Origin of the sequence: Streptomyces sp. JW3 (genome assembly GCF_052216785.1) — a bacterium.
Classification (GTDB): domain Bacteria; phylum Actinomycetota; class Actinomycetes; order Streptomycetales; family Streptomycetaceae; genus Streptomyces.
In genome coordinates this window covers 1-22,505 of the sequence record NZ_JBQOUX010000068.1, presented here as the reverse complement: position 1 = coordinate 22,505, position 22,505 = coordinate 1, and the positions used below count along the sequence as shown (strand labels likewise).

Genomic DNA, 22,505 nt, shown 5'->3' with positions numbered 1-22,505 from the left:
AGAAGAACGAGGAGCCGGAGGATCCCTTCTGACCAGCTGCGCAGCCGGTGCCCCCGGCAGGATTCAAATCGGCGACACCGGGCAGTCCGCTCACGCATCGCTCACGCATCGCTCATGCATCGTCGACTGCCAAGCAGTGCGTGGTCAGACCTGACCGAGGTCGACCTCCACCGGGAAGGGGACCGCGACCTCGAGGACGCCGGTGAAGACGTCTCCGTCCCGGTAGGTCTACGCCGCGGGGGTCGAGAAGTAGACGTATACGAGAGGAGCGCCTGTCGCGGCCTGCTCGATCCACCGGTAGAAGCCGATGCCCGCCTTGGCGTACTGGTCGACCTTCACGATCCGGTCGGTGGTCTCCGAGCCCGGCGACACCACCTCCACGACCAGCAGCACGTGCTCAGGAGGAGTGGGGGTGATGTCGATCGTGTCCGCGCGGTACACGAGGACGTCCGGGCGGTGATTGGTGAGCGGGACGTCCTGAAGCCGGACGTCGAGATCCGTGTCGGCGTTCCACTCCGGGACCGCGGCGGCATCCAGGGAGTTCGCCAGAATCCGCGCCAGCCGGTTGTGCCGCTTGGAGGCACTGGGACGCACGACGATCATCCCGTCCACGGTCTCGATACCGGCGCACTGCTCCTCGGACCACGACTCGTACTCCTCCGCCGTGATCTGCTCATGCATCCAAGCCGGGGCCACCATCTCGGCCGTCATGAAGCACCTCCCGGACACTGTGCCGCAGGCCCGATCCCGCTGGAGCGTACTGTCTGCCGTCCTTCCGACCGCCGCAGAGCGGCATGGTTGTGGCGATGCCGCGCCTGGACGGAGCGGGTCAGGAAGCCGGACCGTCGAGGTCGAGGCGGATCACGGCGAGCGCCTCGGCGATCTCGACGGTCATCTCGTCCTCCGGGCCGAACACCATGCACATGTCCTGGTGCAGTGGTTCGAGCACCTGCCGCGCCTCGGCGGTCCGGCCCTGGGCGAGCAGCAGCATCCCGATGTTGTGCCGCAGCTCCACGGCTTCCTCGCTCACGTCGCTGTCGACGGCACGCACGACGTTCAGCACATCCTGGAGCGCGGCCAGCGCGTCGGTGACCTGGCCGAGCTCGGCGCGGCAGCGGGCCGCCTGGGCGCGGCAGGCGCGGGCCTGCTCGCCGGTGGGCCCGGCGATACGGGCGTAGGCGTCGGCGAGGGCGTCGAACTCGGGCAGGGCGGCCCGGTAGTCGCCGCCGAGGAGGCGGATCGCCGCCCGCTGCCGGCGCAGCGCCAGGACCTGCCTGCTCTCGGAGCCGAGGGCGAGGGCGGCGGGTTCGACGACCTCGCCGAGCACCTCGACGGCCTGCGCGAACCGCTCCTCCTCCAGCAGGGCGTCGGAGTGGGCGTACGCCTCCTTGATGTCCTCGCGCAGCCGGGCGGGGACGGGCACCGGCGGGGCTTCCGGGAGGACGGCCGTCGGCGCCGGACCGCCGGGCGCCGGGGCCTGGGCGCGGGCGCGAGGCGCGAACGGGCGACGGAACACGCCCGTCGGGTCGGGCGCACCGGCCGGCCCCGTATCCGCCGTGCCGGGTTCCTGGCCCGGCGGCGGGAGGAACGGCAGCAGCCGCGCGTACACCTCCTGCGTGTCGGCGGGCCGCGCCTCGGGCGCCTTGCGCAGCAGATGCAGGACCAGCTCCTCCAGCGCCTCAGGAACGTCGGGCCGCAGCTGTCGCAGCGGGGCGGGGGCAGCGTTGACGTGCTGGTACATCAGCAGGTACTCGCTCTCCGCCTCGAACACGAGCCGCCCGCTGAGGAGTTCGTGCAGTACACAGCCGAGCGCGTACAGGTCCGTCTGCGGGGTGATACGTCCCCCGCGGACCTGCTCGGGCGACATGTACTGGTGGGTGCCGATGGGGCTGCCGGTGGCGGTCAGCTTGGTGACGTCGGTCCGCAGCATCGCCGCGATACCGAAGTCGAGGACCTTCACGGTGCCGTCGCGGGCGACGAGGATGTTGCCAGGTTTGAGGTCCCGGTGGATCACCGGCACATCGTGCGCGTACGACAGCACGGTCGCGACCTGCGCGGCGACGGCGACGGCCCAGCTGACCGGCAGCGGCCGGCCGGGGTCGAGGTAGGCGGACAGCGGTACGCCGTCGACCAGCTCCATCACCAGGAACAGCCGCTCGTACGACGCGTCGAGCACCGCGTCGTACACCTGCGGCACACCGGGGTGCTGGATGCGCGCGGTGATGCGGGCCTCGCGACGGAAGCGCTTGGCGAACTCCTCGGCCAACTGCGGGGAGGTGACCGACGCCTGCCGGATGAGCTTCACGGCGACGGGCCGGTCGAGCACGGCGTCGTAACCGCGCCACACGTCACCCATGCCGCCGTGGCTGAGCTCCTCCAGGAGTTCGTAACGGTCGGAGATCGCCTCCTGCGGCACCTTGCCCCCGGTGTGCGTGTGAACAGTCACGGTCAGGGGTCAAGTGTGGCCGGTGCGTCAGGATGCCGTCCAGAGTTCGGGGTGCGACATGGACCTGCGGTCGGTGCATGGTGGGTGCCCAGGAGAACCCCGGGGCACCCACGGCACCACCGGCCCTGCGGTCGGATTGCCTCTACGCCCTTGTCACTCCCTGTCCGCTGCCAGGATGCCGACGCATTCTTCGAGCGCGGCGTGCAACGGCGTCACGAAGGCGGCGAGCTCGGCGTCCGTCGCCTTCCCCACCTCCAGCACCGCGCCGACGACCGTGACCAGGACAGTGGCGGCCTTCAGCGCGTGCGCGTCGGCCAGCTCCTCAAGCAGGCCGCCGGGGCGGGTGACCGCCAGGGCCTCCTTGCCGGTGTCCGGGTCCAGGCCGAGACTGCGCAGCCGCGACGTACTCCTGCTCATGCGGCGACCTCCCACGGCACCGAAACCGGAACGTGGTCCTGCCCCAGCGTCGCCAGGACCGCCGCCCGGCGCCGGTCGCGCTGTAGGCGGCGCCGGTCATGTTCATCGCGCTCGCGTTCCCATTCGGCGACGTACGGCCGGACCAGGGGCATGCGGTCGGCGGTGATGACGTCCGCCGGGTGCGGACGCGTGCTCAGGGGCGAGGGTTGTGGAGCGGGTGGACAGGGGATGAGGGGCCGTGGTGGTGGGGGTGCTGTGGAGCGGTGGGTACCGCGGGCGGGCAGGAAGAGGGTCAGAATCGCGGCCAGTAGGCTGCGCATGGGTCGACTCCTTGTCAGTCGGCTCAGCCCCGGCGGGAAGCTCTGAACCTTCCCGCCGGGGCGTCTTTGTTCCCTCTGAACCCTACCGCTGCAACGGCAGTAGTGGGTAGTAGTTGGTAGTAGTTGGTAGTGGTGCTAGGTAATGCGTAGTAGAGAGTGGCGCTCTACGGTCAAAACGTGGACACGATCAGCCCTGACTCGCCGCAGTACGTGTATGAGCAGTTGGCCGCGATCATTGAGCGGAAGATCCGTTCCGGTGAGTACGCGCCCGGCACCCGGCTGCCGGGAGAGCTGACGATGACGCACGACTACAAAGTCGGTCCGGGTACCGTCCGCCGTGCTCTGAACATCCTTCGGGACCGGGGGCTGGTGGTGACCGTGCGCGCACGAGGCTCGTTCGTGGCCGATCCCCTTCCGCCCTTCCCTGAAACCCCCGCTCCCTCCGCGTAGTCGGAACCGGCCTGATTCTCGACGATCCAACCTCCCCCTGACAGGCCGAAGTCAGTAATCGCTGTACCGATGTTCCTCGACTCAGGCGTGGGCGAGGAAGACGCGAGCACGCTCGTCGAGCTCGGCCGCGACCCGTACGCCGCGAGCCCGGTAAGGGCGAAGGTCGGAGCGCAGGGAGCGGACGGCCTTGAGGGTCCGCGTGGACTTCACCCCGGCCATGGTGTCGATCGCGCGCCCCCAGGTGCCGCACGCCTGCTCGATACTGCCCTGCTTGGCCTGCTGCTCGGCCTGGGCGACCAGATCGAGGGCGATGATCCGCGCGTACGTCGCCCCAGGCCTGCTCGCCGCCGCGGTCGCGTACCGTTGTGCGGCGTTGGGGCGATCGCCGAGGGTCTCGAAGACCTTCGCCGTACGGGAGTGGACGGTGGCCGCCGGTGGGCCCCACACCAGCGCCCAGAACGGCACCTCGTCCCCGGCCCTGGCCGCCAGCGCGGTCTCGGCGAGCTGGACGTCGGCGAGAGCATGGCGGGTCTGACCGGTCTTGGCGAGCGCGTGGGCGTGGGTGGCTCTCCGAGCGCTCCACCGCGTACGCGGACGCCGAGGGCCTGCGCCTGCTCTACCCGGCAGCGGCCGAGCACGCCCAGCCCTCCGACCTCGCCGACCAGGTCGGTGAGGCGGAACTCGTCGGCGCCTTCGGGGCCCTGACCGACCACGTGTTCGCCAAGCGGCCCGTCGCCCCGGAGCAGACGGCGGCCCAGCTGTCCGGGGGTATGGACTCCACCAACCTCGCCATCTCCCTCGCCCTCGCGCATCCGGGGGCGATCACGCCGTGCGCGATGCTCATCGGTGGCGAGGCCGGGCCTCAGCAGGAGGCGCGGCGCCGGGCGGTCATCGAGCGGACCGGCTTCGCCGCCGATGTCACCGTGCGGGCCGGCGACCATCTGGCGCTGTCCCCGGGCGGCCTGCGACGCTCCCGGGCAGGGGCGGTCAGCCCGCTGGACGAGCCGCACCTGGAGGCCGCCGACGCGCTCGCCCAGGCCCTGCGCGCCCGCGGCGTCCACACGGTGGCGGCCGGGTTCGGCGGCGACGAGGTCGCCCGCACCCGTCGCACCGCCGGCACACCCGCCCGGACGCCCGTCGCGTCGTCCTGGTGCGGCGAGCGGGTGCGGGACCTGCTGGGTGAGGTGGACACGGGGATCTCCCCGGCGACCGTGGCGCCGGAGACCGCGCTGATCGCCCTGGAGGTCGCCACCCCGTTGATGGCCCGGCGCGGGCTGTGGACGGTCGCGCCGTTCACCGACGCGGACATGGTCCGCTTCGGGCACCGCCTGCCGACCATGTGGAAGACGGACAAGCATCTGCTGCACCGGCGGCTCGCCGCCCGCGGCCTGCCCGAGGACGTGGTGAACCCGCCGCTGCGGGAGAACTTCGGCCATCTGATGAACACCGCCGTCCACCGCCACGCGACCGGGCTGCTGCGCGGCTGGGGCAAGGAGCTCCACCTCGTCGAGCAGGGTTTCGTTGACGCCGCGGTGCTCGCGGAGGCCGTCGAGCGGGCCGCCCTGTCGCCCGAGGACGCGGCGCCGTACCGTACGGGCCTGTATCTGATCACCGCCGTCGAGCTGGCCCTGCGGGCGCTGTAGACGCCTTCTCCACCGGCTGGGCGACTTCGGCGCAATCGGCCCCTCGCGCCCCGCCGGCCCCGCGAGGATGGGGCGGGTGACCGACTCCTCACCCGCCCCGAAACCCCCCGCCGCACCGGCCCAGCAGGTCGGCTACCAGTCCGACCCGCACGCCGAGGACATCGCCACTGCGACCTGGTGGCGGATGGCCTCCCGCCTCCCGCGCACCCTCGCCGCCGCCGTACGCCTCGGCTGGGCCGCCGACCGCCCGGCCATGATCTGGCTGGGCCTTACCCAGCTCGTCGTCGCCGTCTCCGCCGCCGTCGCCCTGGCCGCCATCCCGGGCGCGATGAACCACCTCTTCGGCGGCGGGGACGTCGCCGCGCGGGTGAGCGCCGCGACGCCTGCGCTCGTCGTCGCCGCCGTGGCCACCGCCGTGCGGGCCGGAGCCGATGCACTCGCCGTGTACGCCGCCGCCCGCCTGGCCCCGGAGGTCGCCACCGAGGCCGACCTGCAGATTCTCGCCGCAACCCCGCAGGTCGAGCTGGAGGCGTACGACCGGCCCGGGTTCACCGACCGCCTCCAGGCCGCCGGCAAGGGCGCGGAGGCGACTGAGGACCTGATCCGCGACGCGCAGGCCATGGTCTCCGCGCTCGCCCAGCTCGTCGCCGCCGCCTCTGTGCTGACGGTGCTGCACCCGCTGCTGCTGCCGCTTCTGTTGCTGGCGGTGGTGCCCAAGGGCGCCGCCGCGGTGACCACCGCGCGCATCCGGCACCGGGCGGACTTCCAGAACATCTCCGACAACCATCTGCGCTACCTGCTGCGGTACTACTCCACCGACCGCCGTACCGCCGCCGAGGTCCGCGCCGCCACCATGTCCGGCTTCCTCACCACCTGGTACCGGGAGATCACCGATCGGATCAAGACCACCCACCGTCAGGCGGCCCCCCGCGTGCTGCGCGTGACCCTGGTCGGCTCCGCCGCCAGCGGGCTCATGCTCGCCGCCACTTGGGCGGCGCTCGGGTGGCTCGCCGCGACCGGTCGGATGGACCTCGCCGTCGCAGCGACCGCCGTCGTCGCCGTACGGACCTCCACCGGGGCGCTGACATCGCTGGTGATGGCCGCCGCCCGCACCTTCCGCACCAGCCTCTACCTGGAGGACTGGCAGTCCTTCCTGCGCCACGCGAAGACCCTGCGCGCCGTTCGCGGCACCAAGGCGATCACGGCCGGCGCCCCGCGCGTGATCGAGGCGAAGGACATCACGTACGCATACCCGGGCGCCGACACCCCGGCGGTCGACGGCGTCAGCCTCACCCTGCGCCAGGGCGAACTGATCGCCCTGGTCGGCGAGAACGGCTCCGGCAAGACCACCCTCTCCCGCCTCCTCACCGGCCTCTACCTGCCCACCACCGGCACTGTGGCCTGGGACGGGACCGACCTCGCCGAGGCCGACCCGGCCGGGGTGTGGTCGAAGGTCGGGCTCGTGCCGCAGGACTACACCCGCTGGCCCATGGACCTGCGCGCCAACATCCACCTCGGCCAGCCCCTCACCAGTGACGACGCCCTCCTGCTGGAAGCGGCCCGCGCGGCGGGCGCGGACAGCGTCATCGACAAGGCCCCGTACGGGCTGGACACGCTGGTCGCCGGCTCGAACTGGGGCGGCACCGATCTGTCGGGCGGGCAGTGGCAGCGGATCGCGGTCGCGCGCGCGTTCTACAGGGACGCCGCCATGCTGATGCTGGACGAGCCGACATCCGCGATGGACCCGCGGGCCGAGCATCTGGTGATCCGCCGGTTCAAGGGACTCGCCGTGGGCAAGGCCGCCGTGTTCGTGACCCACAACCTCGACAACGCCCGGATCGCGGACCGGATCGTCGTCCTCGACGGCGGCCGGATCGTGGAGACGGGGACGTTCGAGTCCCTGCTGGATGCGGCCGGGTTGTTCGCCGAGCTGTACAAACTCGCGCAAGACCGGTGAACACTGCTGGTCAGCCCGCTGACGTGAAGTCGTCGGCCCCGGTCGCCGCCCTTCCCCCGTGGGGCGGCGACCGGGGCCGCCTTCGTACCGCCTGCTCAGGATGCGCCCGCGTCGAGGCCCCGGTCAGGCCGCCTGGCCGCAGCCCTCGCTGGTCAGGATCTCCTCCCGCATCGTGGTTCAGGGCCTCCTCGCGGCGGCTTGCTGCCGCTCGGCCGTGGGCGGTGCGTCGCGGTCATCCGGGAGTGAGGCGGGCAGCAGCCGAGTGCCACGTGGGCGAGGCGGGTGACGACCGGATACGGATCTGAGGTCAAGGAACAGCGGCGGACGTGGGCCGGTGGCGCCCAGCACGAACCCTCCGGGCGCCACCGGCCGCAAGGGGGCGTATCTCTACGCCGTTGTCACTCCCTGTCCGCTGCCAGGATGCCGACGCATTCTTCGAGCGCGGCGTGCAACGGCGTCACGAAGGCGGCGAGTTCGGTGTCCGTCGCCTTCCCCACCTCCAGCACCGCGCCGACGACCGTCACCAGGACAGTGGCGGCCTTCAGCGCGTGCGCGTCGGCCAGCTCCGCGAGCAGGCCTCCGGGGCGGGTGACCGCCAGTGCCTCCTTGCCGGTGACCGGGTCGATGCCGAGACTGCGCAGCCGCGACGTACTCCCGCTCATGCGGCGACCTCCCACGGCACCGAAACCGGAACGTAGTCCTGCCCCAGCGTCGCCAGGACCGCCGCCCGGCGCCGGTCGCGCTGAAGGCGGCGCCGGTCATGTTCATCGCGCTCGCGTTCCCATTCGACGACGTACGGCCGGACCAGGGGCATGCGGTCGGCGGTGATGACGTCCGCCGGGTGCGGACACGTGATCACGGCTGCGGACTTCGGGGCGGGCGGACAGGGGGTGAGGGGCCGTGGTGGTGGGGGTGCTGTGGAGCGGTGGGTACCGCTGGCGGGCAGGAAGAGGGTCAGGATCGCGGCCAGTAGGCTGCGCATAGGTCGACTCCCAATCAGTCGGCTGAGGCTCCGGTAGGGAAGTAGCCGCTTCCCGTCGGGGCCGCTTTGCGTTGCGGACCTAGAATAGCGTGGATAACCGCAGATAACCGCAGATAACCACGGATGCACGGAATGCCGTGGTCACCCACGCTGGGGTCATGGAGCTTGACCGCACACGCCCCCTGTGGCGGCAGATCGCAGCGGAGATCATCCAGCGCATCAAGAACGGCACGTATCCGCCGGGAAGCCGCGTGCCCTCCACTCTGGAGATCGCCCAGGAGTTCGGCGTGGTGAATGCGACAGCGGCGAAGGCGATGCGGCATGTCAGGGAGCAGGGGTGGACGCGGGGCGAGGTCGGGCTGGGCACTTTCGTCGCGGATCCCCTGCCGCCCTCCCCTGAAACCCCCGCCCCCACCGCATAGCTAGTTCACGTCTTTGGCCAGGACGGCAACGGCAACCCTGCCCACCACCCTCGTCAGCACGTAGTTGGTCGAGCTGCTGAAGGCGACACCCACGCCGGCCGGGATCGCCTTGGCCATCGCCTTCTGGGTGAAGGTGATGGAGACCTTCTTGAACAACTCCTTGATCGTGACCAGGGCGGGCCCTGAGAGATACTGGTAGACCAGCTTCTCGGCGATCTTCGTTACCGCCGCCTTGCCGCCCTTCGACGCCAGCTGTTCCGCTGAACCCGCCAGGGCGAGGGTGAAGGCGAGATGTTTCTTGTCCTCGGTGCTCAGCTCCGTCTCGAACACCTCGACCAGGCACATGCACATGTCGACCTGGAGCTTGAGCGCCATGGCGACGTCGGTGGCGCTACCGCCCAGGATGGCGACCGCCGTTCCGACCCCCGGGATCACGCTGGGGACGGCGGTGGCGGCCCCAGCGGCTGCCGACATCTTGGAGTACCGGCCTATGATCTTGGCCGCGATCCGGCGCTTGTCCTCCAGGCTCTCGGGCTTCCGCTCGTTCTTGTCCTCGAAGGCCGTCCGGTAACCGTCCACGACCTTCCCGGCTGCCGCCGGTGTCATGGCGATCGTCTCGACGGCCTTCTGGAGCCGAGATCCTCCGGACTCGTCCACTGCGTTGTTCATTTACCCCTCCCCATTTGTCGCACCTCACGACGAGGGCAACCTGTACTTCCGGACGCCCCGGCCGGCATGTCCGACCGGGGCGCACGCATCAGACGTCGTCGTCCAACCCCTCCTCGCGGCGGATCATCCGCCAGGCCGCCTTGCGGGCGCTGCGGTCCAGGCTGGACTTGAAGCCCTTGTCGGGGCCGAAGTACTGGCGGCCCATGCCCGCGATGGTGTCGATGTGGTCGGCCATCTTGTCCGCGAAGACGTTGTCGAAGACGAGGCCGAAGTTCTCCTCGTCGTTGACGACGGCCGCCGCCCGCACCTTCGGGTCGGCCTTGGCCTCCTCGAACGGGCGGATGACGTCCTGCTCGGTGAACTCGGTGCCGAACCGTTCGTTGAACTTTTCGATCAGCTCGGAGAGCAGCGACTTCTCCGCTTCCTTCGCGCCGCCCGAGCCGTCGCCGAAGCCCGGCATCGTCGCCGGCCCCTCGGGGGTGAGGGAGACGTCGTACTCGCCGGTCTTCTCCACCCGCATGTGGCTGAGGTCGACCTCGCCGATGTCCACGCCGCCGTCCGCGCGGCGCGGCAGCCGGTTGAGGAGGTAGCGGCCGTAGAGGTGCAGCCGTTCCAGCTCGGCGTCCCGGTAGGGGACGATCTGCGCGAGGAAGCCGTACTTCCTGACGTAGTCGTTGAGGTCGGCGCGGAACCCCTCCGCCGTCTCCTGGTCGTCCTCGTCGGCGCTGTCCTGCAGCGCGGTGAAGCGGGCGACGGCGGGGGAGAGCAGCCGGTACAGCTCGGCGTGCAGCTTCTCCCACTTGGACTGCGAGCCCGCCGCCTTCTCCTTGGCGGCGAAGTACGCCGCGGCGAACTCGTCCATCTCCTGCCCGGACAGGATCGCCGCCTGCATGACCCGGCTCTGCGCGGTGTAGAGCAGGTTGGGGTCGGAGGGGAGGGTGTTCGCCTCCTCGAAGTACGGGCGGAAGGACTCCTGTATGTCCTCGGCGTCATTGACGAAGTCCAGGACCGCCAGGTCGGCCTGGGTCTTGCGCTCGGCGGTGCGGTTCAGCCGGGACAGGGTCTGGACGGCGGAGATGCCGGTCAGCGTCTTGTTGACGTACATGGTCGTGAGGAGCGGCTGGTCGAAGCCGGTCTGGTACTTCTCCGCCACGACCAGGATCTTGTACTCCCGCTGGCCCGGACCGCCGGCTCGGGCGGCCTTGTCGTCGGCGCGCGTGTACGCGAACGCCTTCGGCAGCGCGCTCTCCGACAGTCCGCCGTTCTCCTTCGGCTCGGTGGTCTCCTCGCCGTCGACGGTGAGCGAGCCGGAGAAGGCGACGAGGACACCGAGGTCGGGGTACTTGGTGTCGTAGTCCCGGTCCTTGATGTAGCTCTTGATCGCGCGCGCCATCTGCACGGCGGACTGCCGCGAGGCCGTCACCACCATCGACTTGGCCCGCCCGCCGAGACGGCCCCGGCTGTGCGCCACGAAGTGCTCCACGATCACCTGGGCGTGCTGGGCGACCGTCGAGTCATGGGTCAGCGCGTACCGGGCGAGCAGGCTGTTCGCCTTCGACGGGTCGACCTCCCGCTCGTCGGGGTTCTGGTTCACCAGCTTCCAGTACGTTTTGTACGTGACGTAGTTGCGCAGCGGGTCGAGGATGAAGCCTTCCTCGATCGCCTGCCGCATGGAGTACGTGTGGAAGGGCCGGTAGGCCGCCTTGCCGTCGATGTCCTGGAGGGTGCCGAAGAGTTCGAGGGTCTTGGCCTTCGGCGTGGCGGTGAAGGCGAAGTAGGAGAGGTTCGCGGCGCGGGAACGCTGCTCGGCCCGCTTCTTGAGCTGCTCGTCGAGGGTGGTGTCCTCGGCCTTGACCGTGGTCGTGCCCGCGTCGTCCGAGTCGGAGTCCAGGCCGAGGTCGCGCAGGGCGGACCGTACGGCGGTGGCGGCGTCGCCGGACTGCGACGAGTGCGCCTCGTCCACGATGATCGCGAAGTGGCTGCCCTGGATTTCGGTGGGGTTGCGTTGGAGGTAGTCGAGCAGCGCCGGGAACGAGTGCAGGGTGACGGTGACGATCTTGCCGGTGTCGCGGGAGAGGGCCTTGGCGAGCTGCTCGCCCTTCGCCCCGTGCTTCTCGTCGATCTTCACGACGAGGCCCGCGGTCTGCTCGAAACTGCCGACCGTTTCCCGGAGCTGCGCGTCCAGGTTCCGGCGGTCGGTGATGACGATGACCTTGTCGAAGACGGGAACGCCCGGCTTGAGCCCCTTGACGACGGCCTCGGGGTCGAGTTCGCGGGAGTCGGTGGGGGTGTGCAGGTCGCTGAGGCGGTGCGCGAGCCAGCCGATGGTGTTCGACTTGCCAGAGCCGGCCGACGCCATGACCAGGTAGTCGTGCCCGGCGCCGTGCGTGGCGGCGTGCGCGGTGAGCTTCTTGACCACGTCCCACTGGTGGAACCTGGGGAAGATCATCGTCTTCGTCGTGCCGCCGCCGGGCGTCTTGCTCTTGTGCAGGTGAACGAACCGCTGGAGCAGGTCCAGCCAGTTGTCCGGCTGCCAGACCTGCTCCCAGAGGTAGGAGGTCGCGTACGTGCCGTAGGCGGTGGGGGCCGGGTTGCCGGCGCCGCCCGGCTGACCGGGGCCGTTGGAGCCGGTGTTGAGGGGGAGGAAGTGGGTGTTCTTGCCCTTGAGCTGGGTGGCGACGAAGACCAGGTCCGGGTCGACGGCGAAGTTTGCGACGACGCGGCGCGTGAAGATCAGCTCGGTGGGGTCGCGGTCGGTGCGGTATTGCTTTTTGGCTCGCTCCACTCCCTGCCTGGTCAGCGGGTTCTTCAACTCGGCGGTGGCGACGGGGATACCGTTGAGGAAGAGGGTGAGGTCGAGTTCGTTGCCCCAGTCGGCCTGCTTCGTCGCGTAGCGGAGTTCCCGGACGACGGTGAGACGGTTGGCCCGGTAGCCGTCCAGTACGGAGTCGTGGGCGACGAGGTTCGGCTTGAAGTACGCGACGCGGAGGAGTACACCCCGGTCCTTGACGCCGTTGCGGAGGACATCGAGGAGCCCGTTGGTGGCGATGGCCTGGTCCAGGCGAGTGGCGAACCCGCGCTGTGCCTCGTTCGGGTCGCCGCCGTAGACGGTGAGGAGTTCGTCCCACTCGTCGGGCTGGGTCGCCCCGATGAAGGTGAAGAGTTCGTTGGTGTCCAGACCGAGATCGGCCTGGTAGTCCTGCGAGCGCGCCTCGCGCCAGCCGCGCTCCACCATGGCGGCAACGATGGCGTCACCGAAGGCGGACTCTGTGTGGATGGGGCTCATGGCTACGCGGTCACTCCGTCCGTTACGTTGCGCCCGCTGGCGGTGGATACGTCGATCTGGCCGGTTACGGCGGCGGTGATCAGGGCTTGGCGGCGTTCAGACAAGAGAGCGACTTGGCGTGTGAGTCCCGACTCGAGAGTAGCTGTCTCAGCAGTGGCTGCTGAGAGTCTGGCCACTCTCGCGACCTGCTCGCTAACTGAGGGAAGGGCGATGAAGAAGGAAGAAACCTGTCCTGCACTGATCACTTCCTGAGCTGCACCGTATTGAGAGAAAGACACCTGCCCCTTTCCGGTGGCAGAGTTAATGAACGTTTCCAAGTATGTCGCGTCCAACGCCTCGCTTTTCCTGAGAATCAAAACTGAAGCACAGTTAGCCCCACCGAACCCTTCGCTCACCTTGGCGGCCCGTCCGGCAGTGGCTCCGGCGCGCACAACGAGGACATCTCCAACGTAGACTTTCGATCGCTTGTGCAGATCGTTACTCTCGCTGCTCATGAACTTCATGCCGTCGGAGCTAATGAACCCCTCACGCACATTGAATCCGTGAATGAAGGGAACGCCAGATTCCGTGAAAAAGTGCGACGGGTTGATGACAACGCCCACGTTGATGGCTGGCAGAATTCGCCGGAGGGGTAGAATCTGCCAATTTGGGTGGATGTCACCCAATAGAGGATGGTGGACCTTTCCGGTCCCGGAATATGTTACACATTCAGTCTTCAGTGCCGCCCTGCGGTCCACGAGGAGTTTTTGTTGAATCTTCCTTCTGCTGACGAGAGCATCGATGCGGGCGGTCTCGGCGTCGAGGAAGTCGGCGATGTGGCGCTGTTTTTCCAGTGGGGGGAGGGGGACTGGTGCGTCACCGAGCCGGTCCCGGTTAAGTTCAATCTGATTTGTTGCTCCGACCACGAGGGCCGCATGCACGTACTCCTGGAATGGCCGTGAACTGAGCCAGTAATAGGAGAAGCGGGCATCCAATTCGTCGGGCTCTGCCCGTGCGATCGTAATGTGACTGTCTGCCATGCATGGGAGCCCGTCGGCCGGAGCGGTAAAATATCCGATGCGGCCTAGAGTGCCTGTGCCTGTGGAGTTGATGAGCACGTCATTTGGGTGCAGGTGGCCCTTGAGATTCTTTGGGTTTCCGTTGAAATTATGGAAGCGAGTGCGCGACCAGTCGAGACCGCTGGCTTGGTTCGAGGCCTGGCTGATGGCTCGTACGGGTCCGGCATCCACATAGTCGGGAGCAGACCCGCGATTCAGCATTGATGTCACGTACTTCAGCGGAGCGGCAGACCAAGAATTAGGAAGGGACACGCCCAGCACCGTGGTCATTCCGTCACCTCACCCAACAGCGCCTGAATTTCCGCCTCCAGCGACTTCAACTCCGCGTCGATCTCCGCCAGCGGCCTCGGCGGCTTGTACACGTAGAAGTGCCGCGTGAACGGGATCTCGTAGCCGATCTTCGTCTTCGTGTGGTCGATCCACGCGTCCGGCACGTGTGGCAGCACCTCGCGCTTCAGGTACTCCTCGACGTCCTCGCCGAGCGGAACGTTCTCGAAGTCCCGCAGGTCCGGGTCCGGCTCCGGCTTGCCCTTCACCATCTGGACCTCGCCCTCCGGGTCCCGTACGCCGATCGCGTCCCGCAGCGCCTTGTTGAACGGCGCGCCTGTCGGCCAGGTCAACCCGGCCTGAACCACCGCGTCCTTGAGCGCCAGCCACGCTTCAGACTTGGTGGCCCAGGATCGAACCTGCATCGAATCGATGGCGTCGAAGAAAACCGAAACATTCGGCAGCCTCTGGATCGGCTTGGACTCCTCCAGCGCCGCCAGCGTTTCCTCCGTCACCTCGAAGCGCAGCTTCAACGGCCGCTCCACCGTGATGCGCTGGTAGCCGAAGTCCTCGTTGGAGAGGACCTTCACCTTGCCGTGCAGCGGGTGCTCCGGATCGCCCGCGACCTGAAGCGCCTCCGCGTACAGCCGCGTGATGTCCCCGATGTGGTCCGGGCGCCCGTTCGTCCCGTCGCCGAGCTCCTTGCGCTTGTCGCCCAGTGACTTGCGCATCTTCACCCACTGGTCGCGTGCGTCCAGCAGCACGACCTTGCCCTTGTGATCCTTGTCCTTGCGGTTCGTCAGAATCCAGAAGTACGTCGAGATCCCCGTGTTGTAGAAGAGCTGGTCGGGAAGGGCGACGATCGCCTCCAGCCAGTCGTTCTCCAGGATCCAGCGGCGGATGTTGGACTCGCCCGACTCGGCCGCTCCCGTGAACAGCGGGGAGCCGTTGAAGACGACGGCGATGCGGGAGCCGCCCCCGCCGTTGACGTCGACCGGCTTCATCTTCGAGACCATGTGCTGGAGGAAGAGCAGTGAGCCGTCGTTGATGCGCGGCAGGCCCGCGCCGAAGCGGCCGGCGTCGCCGAGCGACTTGTGCTCGTACTCGACCTCGTCCTTGACCTTCTTCCACTCAACGCCGAACGGCGGGTTGGCCAGGATGTAGTCGAACTTGCGGCGGGCGTGGCCGTCGTCGGAGAAGGAGTTGCCGAAGCGGATGTTCTCCGGGTCCTGGCCCTTGATCATGAGGTCGGACCGGCAGATCGCCCAGGACTCGGGGTTGAGTTCCTGCCCGTACACCTCGACCGTCGCGTCCCGGTTGTAGCCCTTGATGTGCTCGTCGGCGGCGCTGAGCATGCCGCCCGTGCCGCAGGCCGGGTCCATGACGGTGCGGACGACACCCGGCACGGTGAGGGCGTCCGCATCCGGTGCGACCAGCAGGCTGACCATCAGCTTGATGACCTCGCGCGGGGTGAAGTGCTCACCCGCGGTCTCGTTCGACTGCTCGGCGAAGCGGCGGATCAGCTCCTCGAAGATGTAGCCCATGTTGTGGTTGGGCACGACGTCGGGGTGCAGGTCGAGGTCGGTGAACTTGCCGATGACCTGGTAGAGGAGGTTCGCGCTGTCGAGCTTCCTGACCTGCTGGTTGAACTCGTACTTGTCGAGGACCTCGCGGGCGTTGTCGGAGAAGGCGCCGACGTAGATCTGCAGGTTCTTCGCCGCGTTCTGCGGGTCGGCCGCGATCTTCTTCAGTGTGAGGTCGCTCTTGTTGTAGAAGGAGTGGCCCGATGCCCTGCGCAGGAAGTGGCCGGTGTCGATGTCCTGGCCCGCGAACCTGGCGACGGTCTCAACGACCTTCTCGCGCGTCGGCTCAAGGACGCACTCCAGGCGGCGCAGCACGGTGAACGGCAGGATGACCTTGCCGTAGTCGGATTGCTTGTAGTCACCGCGCAGGAGATCGGCGACGGACCAGGCGTGGTTCGCCAGCTCCGTGTGTTTGCTGCTGTTCAAGAGGTCCCGGCTTCCTTCCGAAGAGCGCCGTCCGGGCGGAGGACGACAGGGATCCAGTGTGGTCGTGTGCGGTGGGACGCGTGGGGCGTTTCAGACGGAACGGCTGTCCTGGGCGCCCGACGCATCAAGGCTGCCCGGTGGCAGCAGTACCCCGGCCGTGAGGCCGGTCGTCAGGGTGGCCGCCGTGTCGGCGGCGAGGTCGGCGGTACGGCGGACGGCCGCGCGCAGCTCGTGCACGCGGCGGAACGCTTCCCCGTAGCGTCGCTGTTCCTCCAGTGGCAGCAGCGGTACGCGCAGGCGCCCCGGTGTGACGTGCACGAGGGTGGAGCCGGTGGACGCGGAGGCGATGTTGTCGTCGGCGCCGAGGAACCCGGCCAGGAACCACGGGTCGAGGCGGGCCGGGTCGGGGCGCAGGAGGTGGATGTGCTGGCCGAGCAGGGCTCCGGCGTCCCGGTCGTCCGCGACCCGGGTCATCGCGGACTCGTTGCCGCCGTTCGCGACGGCGCGGACGAGGACGTCCCCGGCGGCGACGGGCTGCGCGGCGTCGGCGTGGAGGTCGCCGGCCCCGCCGGACGGGGGGTTGCCGGTGGAGACGTCCTGGGCGGTGAGGACCGGCCGGTCGACGGCGGGGGCGGCGGAGCCCTTGGAGCCGCGGGTGCCGGGCGTCGCCGCCCGCAGCACGGTCAGGGCGCCGCCGCGTGCCAGGTCGGAGACGGTCGCCGTACGCCACACGCGGGCCGAGTCCCCGGCAGGCTGCCACCCACCGGAGGCGGAGGCTGCTCCCAATGCGGCGACCTGCTGGGCCAGTTGCTCATGCAGGTCGTGGACGCGCCCGGCCAGGGTTGCCGGGTCGATGTCGGCCGCGGTCGCCCGTACATGGCGGGCCGGGGTGACGTCGACGACGTCGTCGAGGAGGTCGACGAGCGGCACCGCGCGGGCGACGCCGGGCTCGTCGGCGTAGGTGTCGGGGGCGGTGGTGAACGCGGCCCACTGGCTGAGGACCCGCTCCGACAGCCACTCCCAGTCGAAGGCGGCGGCTGAGGCCGAAGAAGAAATGGGAGTGGAGGCGGAAGAGCCGGACCGGCGGGAGCGCGAGTCGCCGCGGGAGCCGGCGCCCGCCGTCGCCGTACCGGTGGCGGACGGCGTGCCCGTGGCGCCGTCCCGGTGCTCGCCCTCCCCGTCGACGAACAGCACCGCCGTACGGTCCGTGCCGCCCGGCTCGGGACGCTGGAACACCCAGATCTGCAGGCCGATGTGGAGCGGATACGCGGCACGCGACGGGAGCGAGACGACCGCGCGCAGGGCCCCGCCGCGGATGAGTTCCGCGCGGACGCGGCGGCCGGAGGAGCGGAAGGCCAGCGCGGGCGGCAGCAGCATGACGGCGTGACCGCCGGGCTCCAGGTGGGCGAGGGCGTGCTGCACCCAGGCCAGTTCGGACTCGAAGCGGGGCGGGAGTCCGTAGGCCCACCTCGGGTCGTAGGCCAGTTCGTCGTGACCCCAGTCGCGGTCGGCGAACGGCGGGTTGCACAGGACGGCGTCCACGGTGAGGTCGGGGAAGGCGTCGGCGCGCAGGCTGTCGCCGACGCGGATCACCGTCTCGGCCTCGGGAGCGGCGATCAGCAGCCGGACCGCGGTGCGCCGGCCCTGGACGGCAAGCGAGTCCTGCCCGAACAGCTCCCGCGCGCCCTGCCGGGCGGCGGCGGCCAGGAGCGTGCCGCTGCCGCAGGCGGGGTCGAGGACGCGGGACGCGCCGGCGGGCAGGAGCCGTGCCATGAGCCGGGCCAGACCCTCCGGGGTCTGGTAGACGCCGCTGGCGGCGCCCTCGTCCAGTTCCCGTTCGGCGAGGACGTCGGCGGCGGCCTGCGCCCCTGCCTCGCGCACGCACTCCAGCAGTGCCCGGACCGCGCCCGCGTCGTTGGGACCGTAACGGACCGGCTCGGCCTCGGGCACGACGGCCGGGAGCTCGGCCGCGGTCTTCTCCGCCCGGGTGATCAGCTGGTCGTCGGACGTGGCGGCGAGTTCGGTCAGCTCCTCCGGCGTGCGGCGGGACACGGCGGCCACCAGCGGGAACAGCCGCGCGGTCACTCCCGAGCCGGGTCCCAGCAGCCGTAGCGCGGTACGCAGTTCCTCGACCGGCGAGGCGGCGGAGGTGTGGCCGCGTCCCCGCAACCACGCCTGGACGGCCGGCAGGTCATAGAGCGGACTGGCCTCCGTGCCCGCGCTGGGAGCCGGGAAGTCGTCATGGCGGCGACGCCAGTTGCTGACGGTGGCGCGCGTGACCCCCGCGATGCGGGAGATCTCGGCGGCCGTCACGTGCGCCGATGGCGCCGGGTGGGCTGGTGGCTGCTGGGGCATGGCGTGGGGTTCCGCACCTCTCGGGCCAGTCGGGCAGGGGATGGCTAACACGATACAGCGGCCGTCAAGTTTGTCATCCCGTTTTACGATGCTTTCAGTGTTGTGTTTATCTGGTTTTGCTTCCGAGTGGAAGCGTGGCGCAGGACGCTCTGCCTGCTGCCACTCGTCGCTCACCGCACGCGCAGCAGAAGGAACCCGAATGACCACTCAGCCCCCGCCACCGCCCGGCTTTCAGCAGCAGCCTGGATTTCCGCAGCAGCCGGGACAGCCTCAGCAGGCCGGCTTTCCGCCGCAGCAGCTCGGATACCCGCAGCCGCCCGTGCCGCTGAAGAAGCGGTCCGTCGCCAAGCTGGGCTGCCTCGGTGTCCTGGCCGTGATGGTGATCGGTGGCATCGCGTCCGTGGCGGGGTCCGGCTCGGACGACTCCGCGGCCGGTTCCGGGACCGGCGCCGCGTCGGCCTCGTCCGGCACGGAGTCCTCCACGTCCTCCCCCTCCGCCGCGGCCGCCGCGCCCCGGCAGTCCACCGTCGACGCCTTCAAGGCGTACGTGAAGAAGCACGAGACGGCGGCGACGCAGGAGGCCGCGACGCACGTCACCAAGGTCCAGGGCGCCGACGAGAACAACGACATCCTGGACACGGCCGAGATCCACACGGACTACACCGGGGACCTGATCAGCGCGGACGCGGGCAAGGCCAAGCTGCTCGCCTCGGCGTTCGCCGACTTCCAGGCCGACCGGGGGAACGACAGCGAGAACGGCCTCGTCACCGTGTACAACGCCGCCGGCGACATCCTGAGCAACGGCAACTACTGATCCGTTCGACGGAACCCGCCGCGGGGGTGCCGGGCGGCAGCGCCCACATCCGCTCCTCGTTCCGGTCAGACCCAGCACCCCGGCCGCCCACACCCATCGCCCTGCACGTGACTTGGAAGGTCACCGTGACGATCGCCGCGCACACAGAGCTGGTCCACCGCTTCACCGGAGACTTCACCGCCCTGCAGGAAGCCGTCCTCGCACGTATGAACGGCATGGCCTCCCCGGAGACCACCGAGGCACTGGCCCACCCCTCGCTCGTCGGGCCCATCGCCATCGCTCTGGCCCACGCCGACGTCCTCGCCCGTGGGGACATCAGGCGCGCCGAGCTCTCAGGACTGCCGGCGCCCCACCGGCTGCGGCCGCTGCGCGAGCACGCACGCAGGGTGCGCCGGGCCCGGTCCGAGGCGGACGCCCTGTGCAAGGAGCAGCGTGCGCGCCGCGTCGCCGACCGCCCCAGGCCTCCGCTGGAACCACTCGAGCTGCGCGTGGCGCGCGCCGCGGACCCGGAAGCGTACGACCGGGCCCTGCGGCAGGAACTCCTCAGCCGCGGGTCGCCGACCGCCGGTGGGCACACCCTCCCGACCACCGATGTACGGGCGCTGGACAACGACCTCGCTCTGACGGCTCGGGCATGGGGTTCGGTGGCCCCCGAACCGCCGGGCGCCGTCCGCGAACTGCTGGAGTGTCACGACGAAGCGTTCGTCCAGGCTCTCCTGAAGGACGCCCGGGAAGGGGAGAATCCGCACCTTGCCCACGACGCGGTGGTCGAACGCTGGGGCCGGCATGCCCGTACCGCACTGGCCTGGGGCCGTTACGCCATCGCACAGGCCGAACGCCAGGTGCTCGCCTGTCCTCCGACCGCCCGCCGTGTGGTGCTCGACGCGCTCGACGACGCCTACCAGGACGCCGCCGTCCTCGCTGCCCGCGCCCGCGAGGCCAAACACCTGATCGCCGATCTCCATGACCGGATCCGGGACCGTGCGGCCGTTGATCCGCTCGCGACACTCATCGCACAGTGCCGCGCCGCAACACTCATACGCTTCGCCGCCGATGAACCCGGGTTGTGGCAGAGGGCCTGCCGACTGTCCGCCGAGCATCGGACGGTCTGCGACGCACGGGCCGATGACTGTCCGCGGTGCCACCGAGCCCTCGCCACCCTCCTCGCCGAGAACGCGTCCGCCGACACGTCGCAGAACGATGACGGCGACAGGGACAGGGACAGGGACAGGGACAGGGACAGGGACAGCGAGGGCGACGGTGACGGTGACGGTTCAGAAGGTCTTGCCCCTGGATACAAGGAGCGTTACGCCATCCTCGACGACTTCTCCGGCCGCGCCGCCGCAGTGGCCGTCGCCGACGCCGCGGTCGGTGACGAATCCGCACTGTGCGGCTACGGCTGGGCCGCCGAGGACGGGACAGCCGGATACGGCGACTCCATGGCCTCGTGCAGCGGCGAGGCCGAGGCCATCGGTATCTGCCAGGCGGCCCTCGACCTCCTGGGCCGCCACCCGGAAGTACCCGTGGTGGTCCTGTGCGACAGCACCGAGGCCGTCGACGCGGTGAACCTGGCCCTGGCGAGCGCCGATCCGGCGGCTGCCCATCGCACCGTCCTCTTCCCCGAGGGCCGAGATCTCCTGGACCGCTTGCTGTCCCATCGCGAACGTCTCCAGGTCCGCTGGCTCAAGGGCCATATCGGACACGACCTCAACGAGACAGCCGACGCCCTCGCCGGTCTCACCCTGCGGCGCGCCACCGGCCGCGTCTCCGCCCCTGCTGCCTGCAAGGAGGTGGCGCGAACGCTGCGCTCTCTAGCCGGCACTCGGCATTCCGCAGCTGAGGGACATGGCCCTCTCCGGGGCGTGGCGCCGCACCGAGGGGTGAGCGGCGGCGCGGGACGCCATCAGTACGCCTGGAGAGCACGCGTGTCTGGGAGGCGGCTATCCTGACCGCCCGCATGGTCCACGGACAGGCCGGCCACCTCCCACCCGCCCCGGCCGCCTCGCCGGAGGAGCCGGAGGTGCAGGCGCCGACAGTCGTGTGGCTGGCGCCGCTCCTCTCCGGCGTGGTCGAGCTCCCACCCGAGCTCGGCCCCTTGGCCGAAGCCCACCGAATCGCCCTCATCTGCGCCCCGGCCGGACTGCGTGTCCGCCGCGCCGAGCTGATCAGTCGCAGCGACTGTCAACTTGGTCCGATGCGAAGTTCAGCGAGGAACAGTCGCGGGAGCCCACGTCGACTCCGTACCAGTCCGATGGTGTCCGAGCCCGACGATGTGGAAGACCTCGGCCGAAGCTGTGCCGGATGGTACTGATCTTGAGGAATGCCAGAGCGCCTGTCGGTGTACGGCCAGCGGGCAGTCGGGGGAGCCGGCGAGTCGTCGGAGTGAAGTGCGGGCGGCGTCTCGTCAGACCTTCTCGACTCGCACGGAGTGTCCGGCGAGGAGCTGATTCATGTCGTCGGTGTCGGAGGTGAAGACGGTTGCCTCAGCTCCCTGCGCGGCTTCCTGCCCGGCCACGGCCGCCAGAATTCCGTCGATGGCGTACTTGTGCCCATGCAGGCCGGCTGTCTTCAGCATGTCGCGCGCCATGGCGATCACCTGGTCGTCCGTGTGCACGACGCGGATCCGGGACAGCGTCCAGTTCCACAGTGCCTGTTTCGACGCTTCGCGCGGGTCCCATGCCTCCAAGGTCGTGAGCGCCGAGGTGACGATCGGGATGTCGAGCCGTGGAGCCGTCTTGATCAGCGCTGCCACCTCCCGATCGCCCTGGACCGCCTTGGAGAGAGCCTCGGAGTCGAACACGAAGACGCGCTGTCGCGGCCGATGCAGCCTCGCCCGGGCGGTGCGGCTCACGCGGCCTCGTCCGAATGCGATCGCTGCTCGTCATGCCAGCCGTCAATGGCGGCGATGCGGTCCAGCGCTGCCTGCTGCTCGTCGTCCGTCACGGCGCCGTGCTCTTCCTCGATGCGCCCGGCCAGCTCGCGCAGTCGGTCCATGGCGTCCTGATGAGCGGCGGCGGCCGCGATATAGCCGGACACTCCGCGTGCGTCGACGCGCTCCTTGATCGATTCCACCAGCTCTTCCGGCACGGTAATGGTGATCTTCCGGGTTGCCATACTTCAAGTATGCCATGTTCGCCCGGCTCGGAGGCCGTGCCCGATGATGCAGATCCTTTGAGAAATATTCGGGAGATCAACTCTCCGTCCGCTCACGCAAAACGGCCCCGGGCGAGGAGCCCGAGGCCGAGTAGGAGCCCTCCCTTGGGGATAAATCCCAGGTCAGAGCGGTAACGCATTGTGCCCCCGGCAGGATTCGAACCTGCGACACCCGCTTTAAGACGTCGTCTCATTTGGCCTGTTCGATAGTCTGGCGTCGTGGGGATCGTTGAGCGTCTGGTGCCAGATGAGTTGTG

18 protein-coding genes and 1 pseudogene are annotated in these 22,505 nt (G+C 69.5%); 6 read left to right on the top strand and 13 right to left on the bottom strand.

Features of this window, described 5'->3' with window-relative positions; all coding sequences use genetic code 11:
- Nucleotides 1-144 precede the first annotated feature (144 nt).
- From ACTT8P_RS25045 to ACTT8P_RS25035, 3 genes and pseudogenes are all read right to left on the bottom strand, one after another.
- Nucleotides 145-711, bottom strand: a pseudogene (locus ACTT8P_RS25045) (Uma2 family endonuclease).
- Nucleotides 712-829: 118 nt separating this feature from the next.
- Nucleotides 830-2,416, bottom strand: a complete 1,587-nt coding sequence (locus ACTT8P_RS25040; protein WP_442834003.1) for a serine/threonine-protein kinase — start codon at nt 2,414-2,416, stop codon at nt 830-832.
- A gap of 183 nt (nt 2,417-2,599) precedes the next feature.
- Nucleotides 2,600-2,863 carry a hypothetical protein gene (locus ACTT8P_RS25035; protein ID WP_442833989.1) on the bottom strand — a complete coding sequence of 88 codons (264 nt, stop codon included), beginning with the start codon at nt 2,861-2,863 and terminating at the stop codon, nt 2,600-2,602.
- 497 nt (nt 2,864-3,360) lie between these two features.
- Between ACTT8P_RS25035 and ACTT8P_RS25030 the strand changes: the two genes are divergently transcribed.
- The gene (locus ACTT8P_RS25030; RefSeq protein ID WP_442833988.1) at nt 3,361-3,633 is read left to right on the top strand and encodes a GntR family transcriptional regulator; all 273 of its coding nucleotides are present in this window, start codon (nt 3,361-3,363) and stop codon (nt 3,631-3,633) included.
- Between the two features lie 81 nt (nt 3,634-3,714).
- Here ACTT8P_RS25030 and ACTT8P_RS25025 read toward each other — a convergent pair whose 3' ends face one another.
- Entirely contained in the window at nt 3,715-4,098 is a 384-nt protein-coding gene (locus ACTT8P_RS25025) for a hypothetical protein (protein ID WP_442833987.1), read from the bottom strand.
- A gap of 248 nt (nt 4,099-4,346) precedes the next feature.
- Here ACTT8P_RS25025 and ACTT8P_RS25020 point away from each other — a divergent pair, with 248 nt between their 5' ends.
- Both ACTT8P_RS25020 and ACTT8P_RS25015 read left to right on the top strand, forming a co-directional pair.
- Nucleotides 4,347-5,276, top strand: a complete 930-nt coding sequence (locus tag ACTT8P_RS25020; protein WP_442833986.1) for an asparagine synthase-related protein — start codon at nt 4,347-4,349, stop codon at nt 5,274-5,276.
- A gap of 76 nt (nt 5,277-5,352) precedes the next feature.
- Nucleotides 5,353-7,233, top strand: coding sequence for an ATP-binding cassette domain-containing protein (locus tag ACTT8P_RS25015; protein WP_442833985.1), 1,881 nt, complete (start codon nt 5,353-5,355; stop codon nt 7,231-7,233).
- 398 nt (nt 7,234-7,631) lie between these two features.
- On the opposite strand, the gene ACTT8P_RS25010 is transcribed toward ACTT8P_RS25015, so the two are convergent.
- Both ACTT8P_RS25010 and ACTT8P_RS25005 read right to left on the bottom strand, forming a co-directional pair.
- A complete protein-coding gene (locus ACTT8P_RS25010) occupies nt 7,632-7,895 on the bottom strand; it encodes a hypothetical protein (RefSeq protein ID WP_442833984.1) in 264 nt (87 codons plus the stop codon).
- A complete protein-coding gene (locus ACTT8P_RS25005; RefSeq protein ID WP_442833983.1) occupies nt 7,892-8,215 on the bottom strand; it encodes a hypothetical protein in 324 nt (107 codons plus the stop codon). The genes ACTT8P_RS25010 and ACTT8P_RS25005 overlap by 4 nt, the downstream gene beginning before the upstream one ends.
- Before the next feature lie 158 nt (nt 8,216-8,373).
- Here ACTT8P_RS25005 and ACTT8P_RS25000 point away from each other — a divergent pair, with 158 nt between their 5' ends.
- On the top strand, nt 8,374-8,637 hold the full coding sequence (locus ACTT8P_RS25000; RefSeq protein ID WP_442833982.1) for a GntR family transcriptional regulator: 264 nt from the start codon (nt 8,374-8,376) through the stop codon (nt 8,635-8,637).
- Here the strand turns inward: ACTT8P_RS25000 and ACTT8P_RS24995 are convergent, their stop codons facing one another.
- From ACTT8P_RS24995 to ACTT8P_RS24975, 5 genes are all read right to left on the bottom strand, one after another.
- Complete coding sequence (locus ACTT8P_RS24995; RefSeq protein ID WP_442833981.1) at nt 8,638-9,306, bottom strand: hypothetical protein; 669 nt, start codon at nt 9,304-9,306, stop codon at nt 8,638-8,640.
- Between the two features lie 88 nt (nt 9,307-9,394).
- Nucleotides 9,395-12,592 carry a type I restriction endonuclease subunit R gene (locus ACTT8P_RS24990; RefSeq protein ID WP_442833980.1) on the bottom strand — a complete coding sequence of 1,066 codons (3,198 nt, stop codon included), beginning with the start codon at nt 12,590-12,592 and terminating at the stop codon, nt 9,395-9,397.
- A gap of 2 nt (nt 12,593-12,594) precedes the next feature.
- Nucleotides 12,595-13,920 (bottom strand): restriction endonuclease subunit S, encoded by a 1,326-nt coding sequence (locus ACTT8P_RS24985; RefSeq protein ID WP_442833979.1) that lies wholly within the window; start codon nt 13,918-13,920, stop codon nt 12,595-12,597.
- The gene (locus ACTT8P_RS24980) at nt 13,917-15,926 is read right to left on the bottom strand and encodes a type I restriction-modification system subunit M (protein WP_442833978.1); all 2,010 of its coding nucleotides are present in this window, start codon (nt 15,924-15,926) and stop codon (nt 13,917-13,919) included. Before ACTT8P_RS24980 ends, ACTT8P_RS24985 begins: the two co-directional genes overlap by 4 nt.
- A gap of 90 nt (nt 15,927-16,016) precedes the next feature.
- Nucleotides 16,017-18,239 carry an N-6 DNA methylase gene (locus ACTT8P_RS24975; protein ID WP_442833977.1) on the bottom strand — a complete coding sequence of 741 codons (2,223 nt, stop codon included), beginning with the start codon at nt 18,237-18,239 and terminating at the stop codon, nt 16,017-16,019.
- Nucleotides 18,240-18,480: 241 nt separating this feature from the next.
- Between ACTT8P_RS24975 and ACTT8P_RS24970 the strand changes: the two genes are divergently transcribed.
- Nucleotides 18,481-19,095, top strand: a complete 615-nt coding sequence (locus ACTT8P_RS24970) for a hypothetical protein (protein ID WP_442833976.1) — start codon at nt 18,481-18,483, stop codon at nt 19,093-19,095.
- A gap of 125 nt (nt 19,096-19,220) precedes the next feature.
- On the top strand, nt 19,221-21,044 hold the full coding sequence (locus ACTT8P_RS24965; RefSeq protein ID WP_442833975.1) for a ribonuclease HI: 1,824 nt from the start codon (nt 19,221-19,223) through the stop codon (nt 21,042-21,044).
- A gap of 455 nt (nt 21,045-21,499) precedes the next feature.
- Here the strand turns inward: ACTT8P_RS24965 and ACTT8P_RS24960 are convergent, their stop codons facing one another.
- Both ACTT8P_RS24960 and ACTT8P_RS24955 read right to left on the bottom strand, forming a co-directional pair.
- Nucleotides 21,500-21,946: a hypothetical protein gene (locus ACTT8P_RS24960; protein WP_442833974.1), complete on the bottom strand. Its 447-nt coding sequence runs from the start codon at nt 21,944-21,946 to the stop codon at nt 21,500-21,502.
- Complete coding sequence (locus tag ACTT8P_RS24955) at nt 21,943-22,209, bottom strand: hypothetical protein (protein ID WP_442833973.1); 267 nt, start codon at nt 22,207-22,209, stop codon at nt 21,943-21,945. Before ACTT8P_RS24955 ends, ACTT8P_RS24960 begins: the two co-directional genes overlap by 4 nt.
- Nucleotides 22,210-22,505 lie beyond the last annotated feature (296 nt).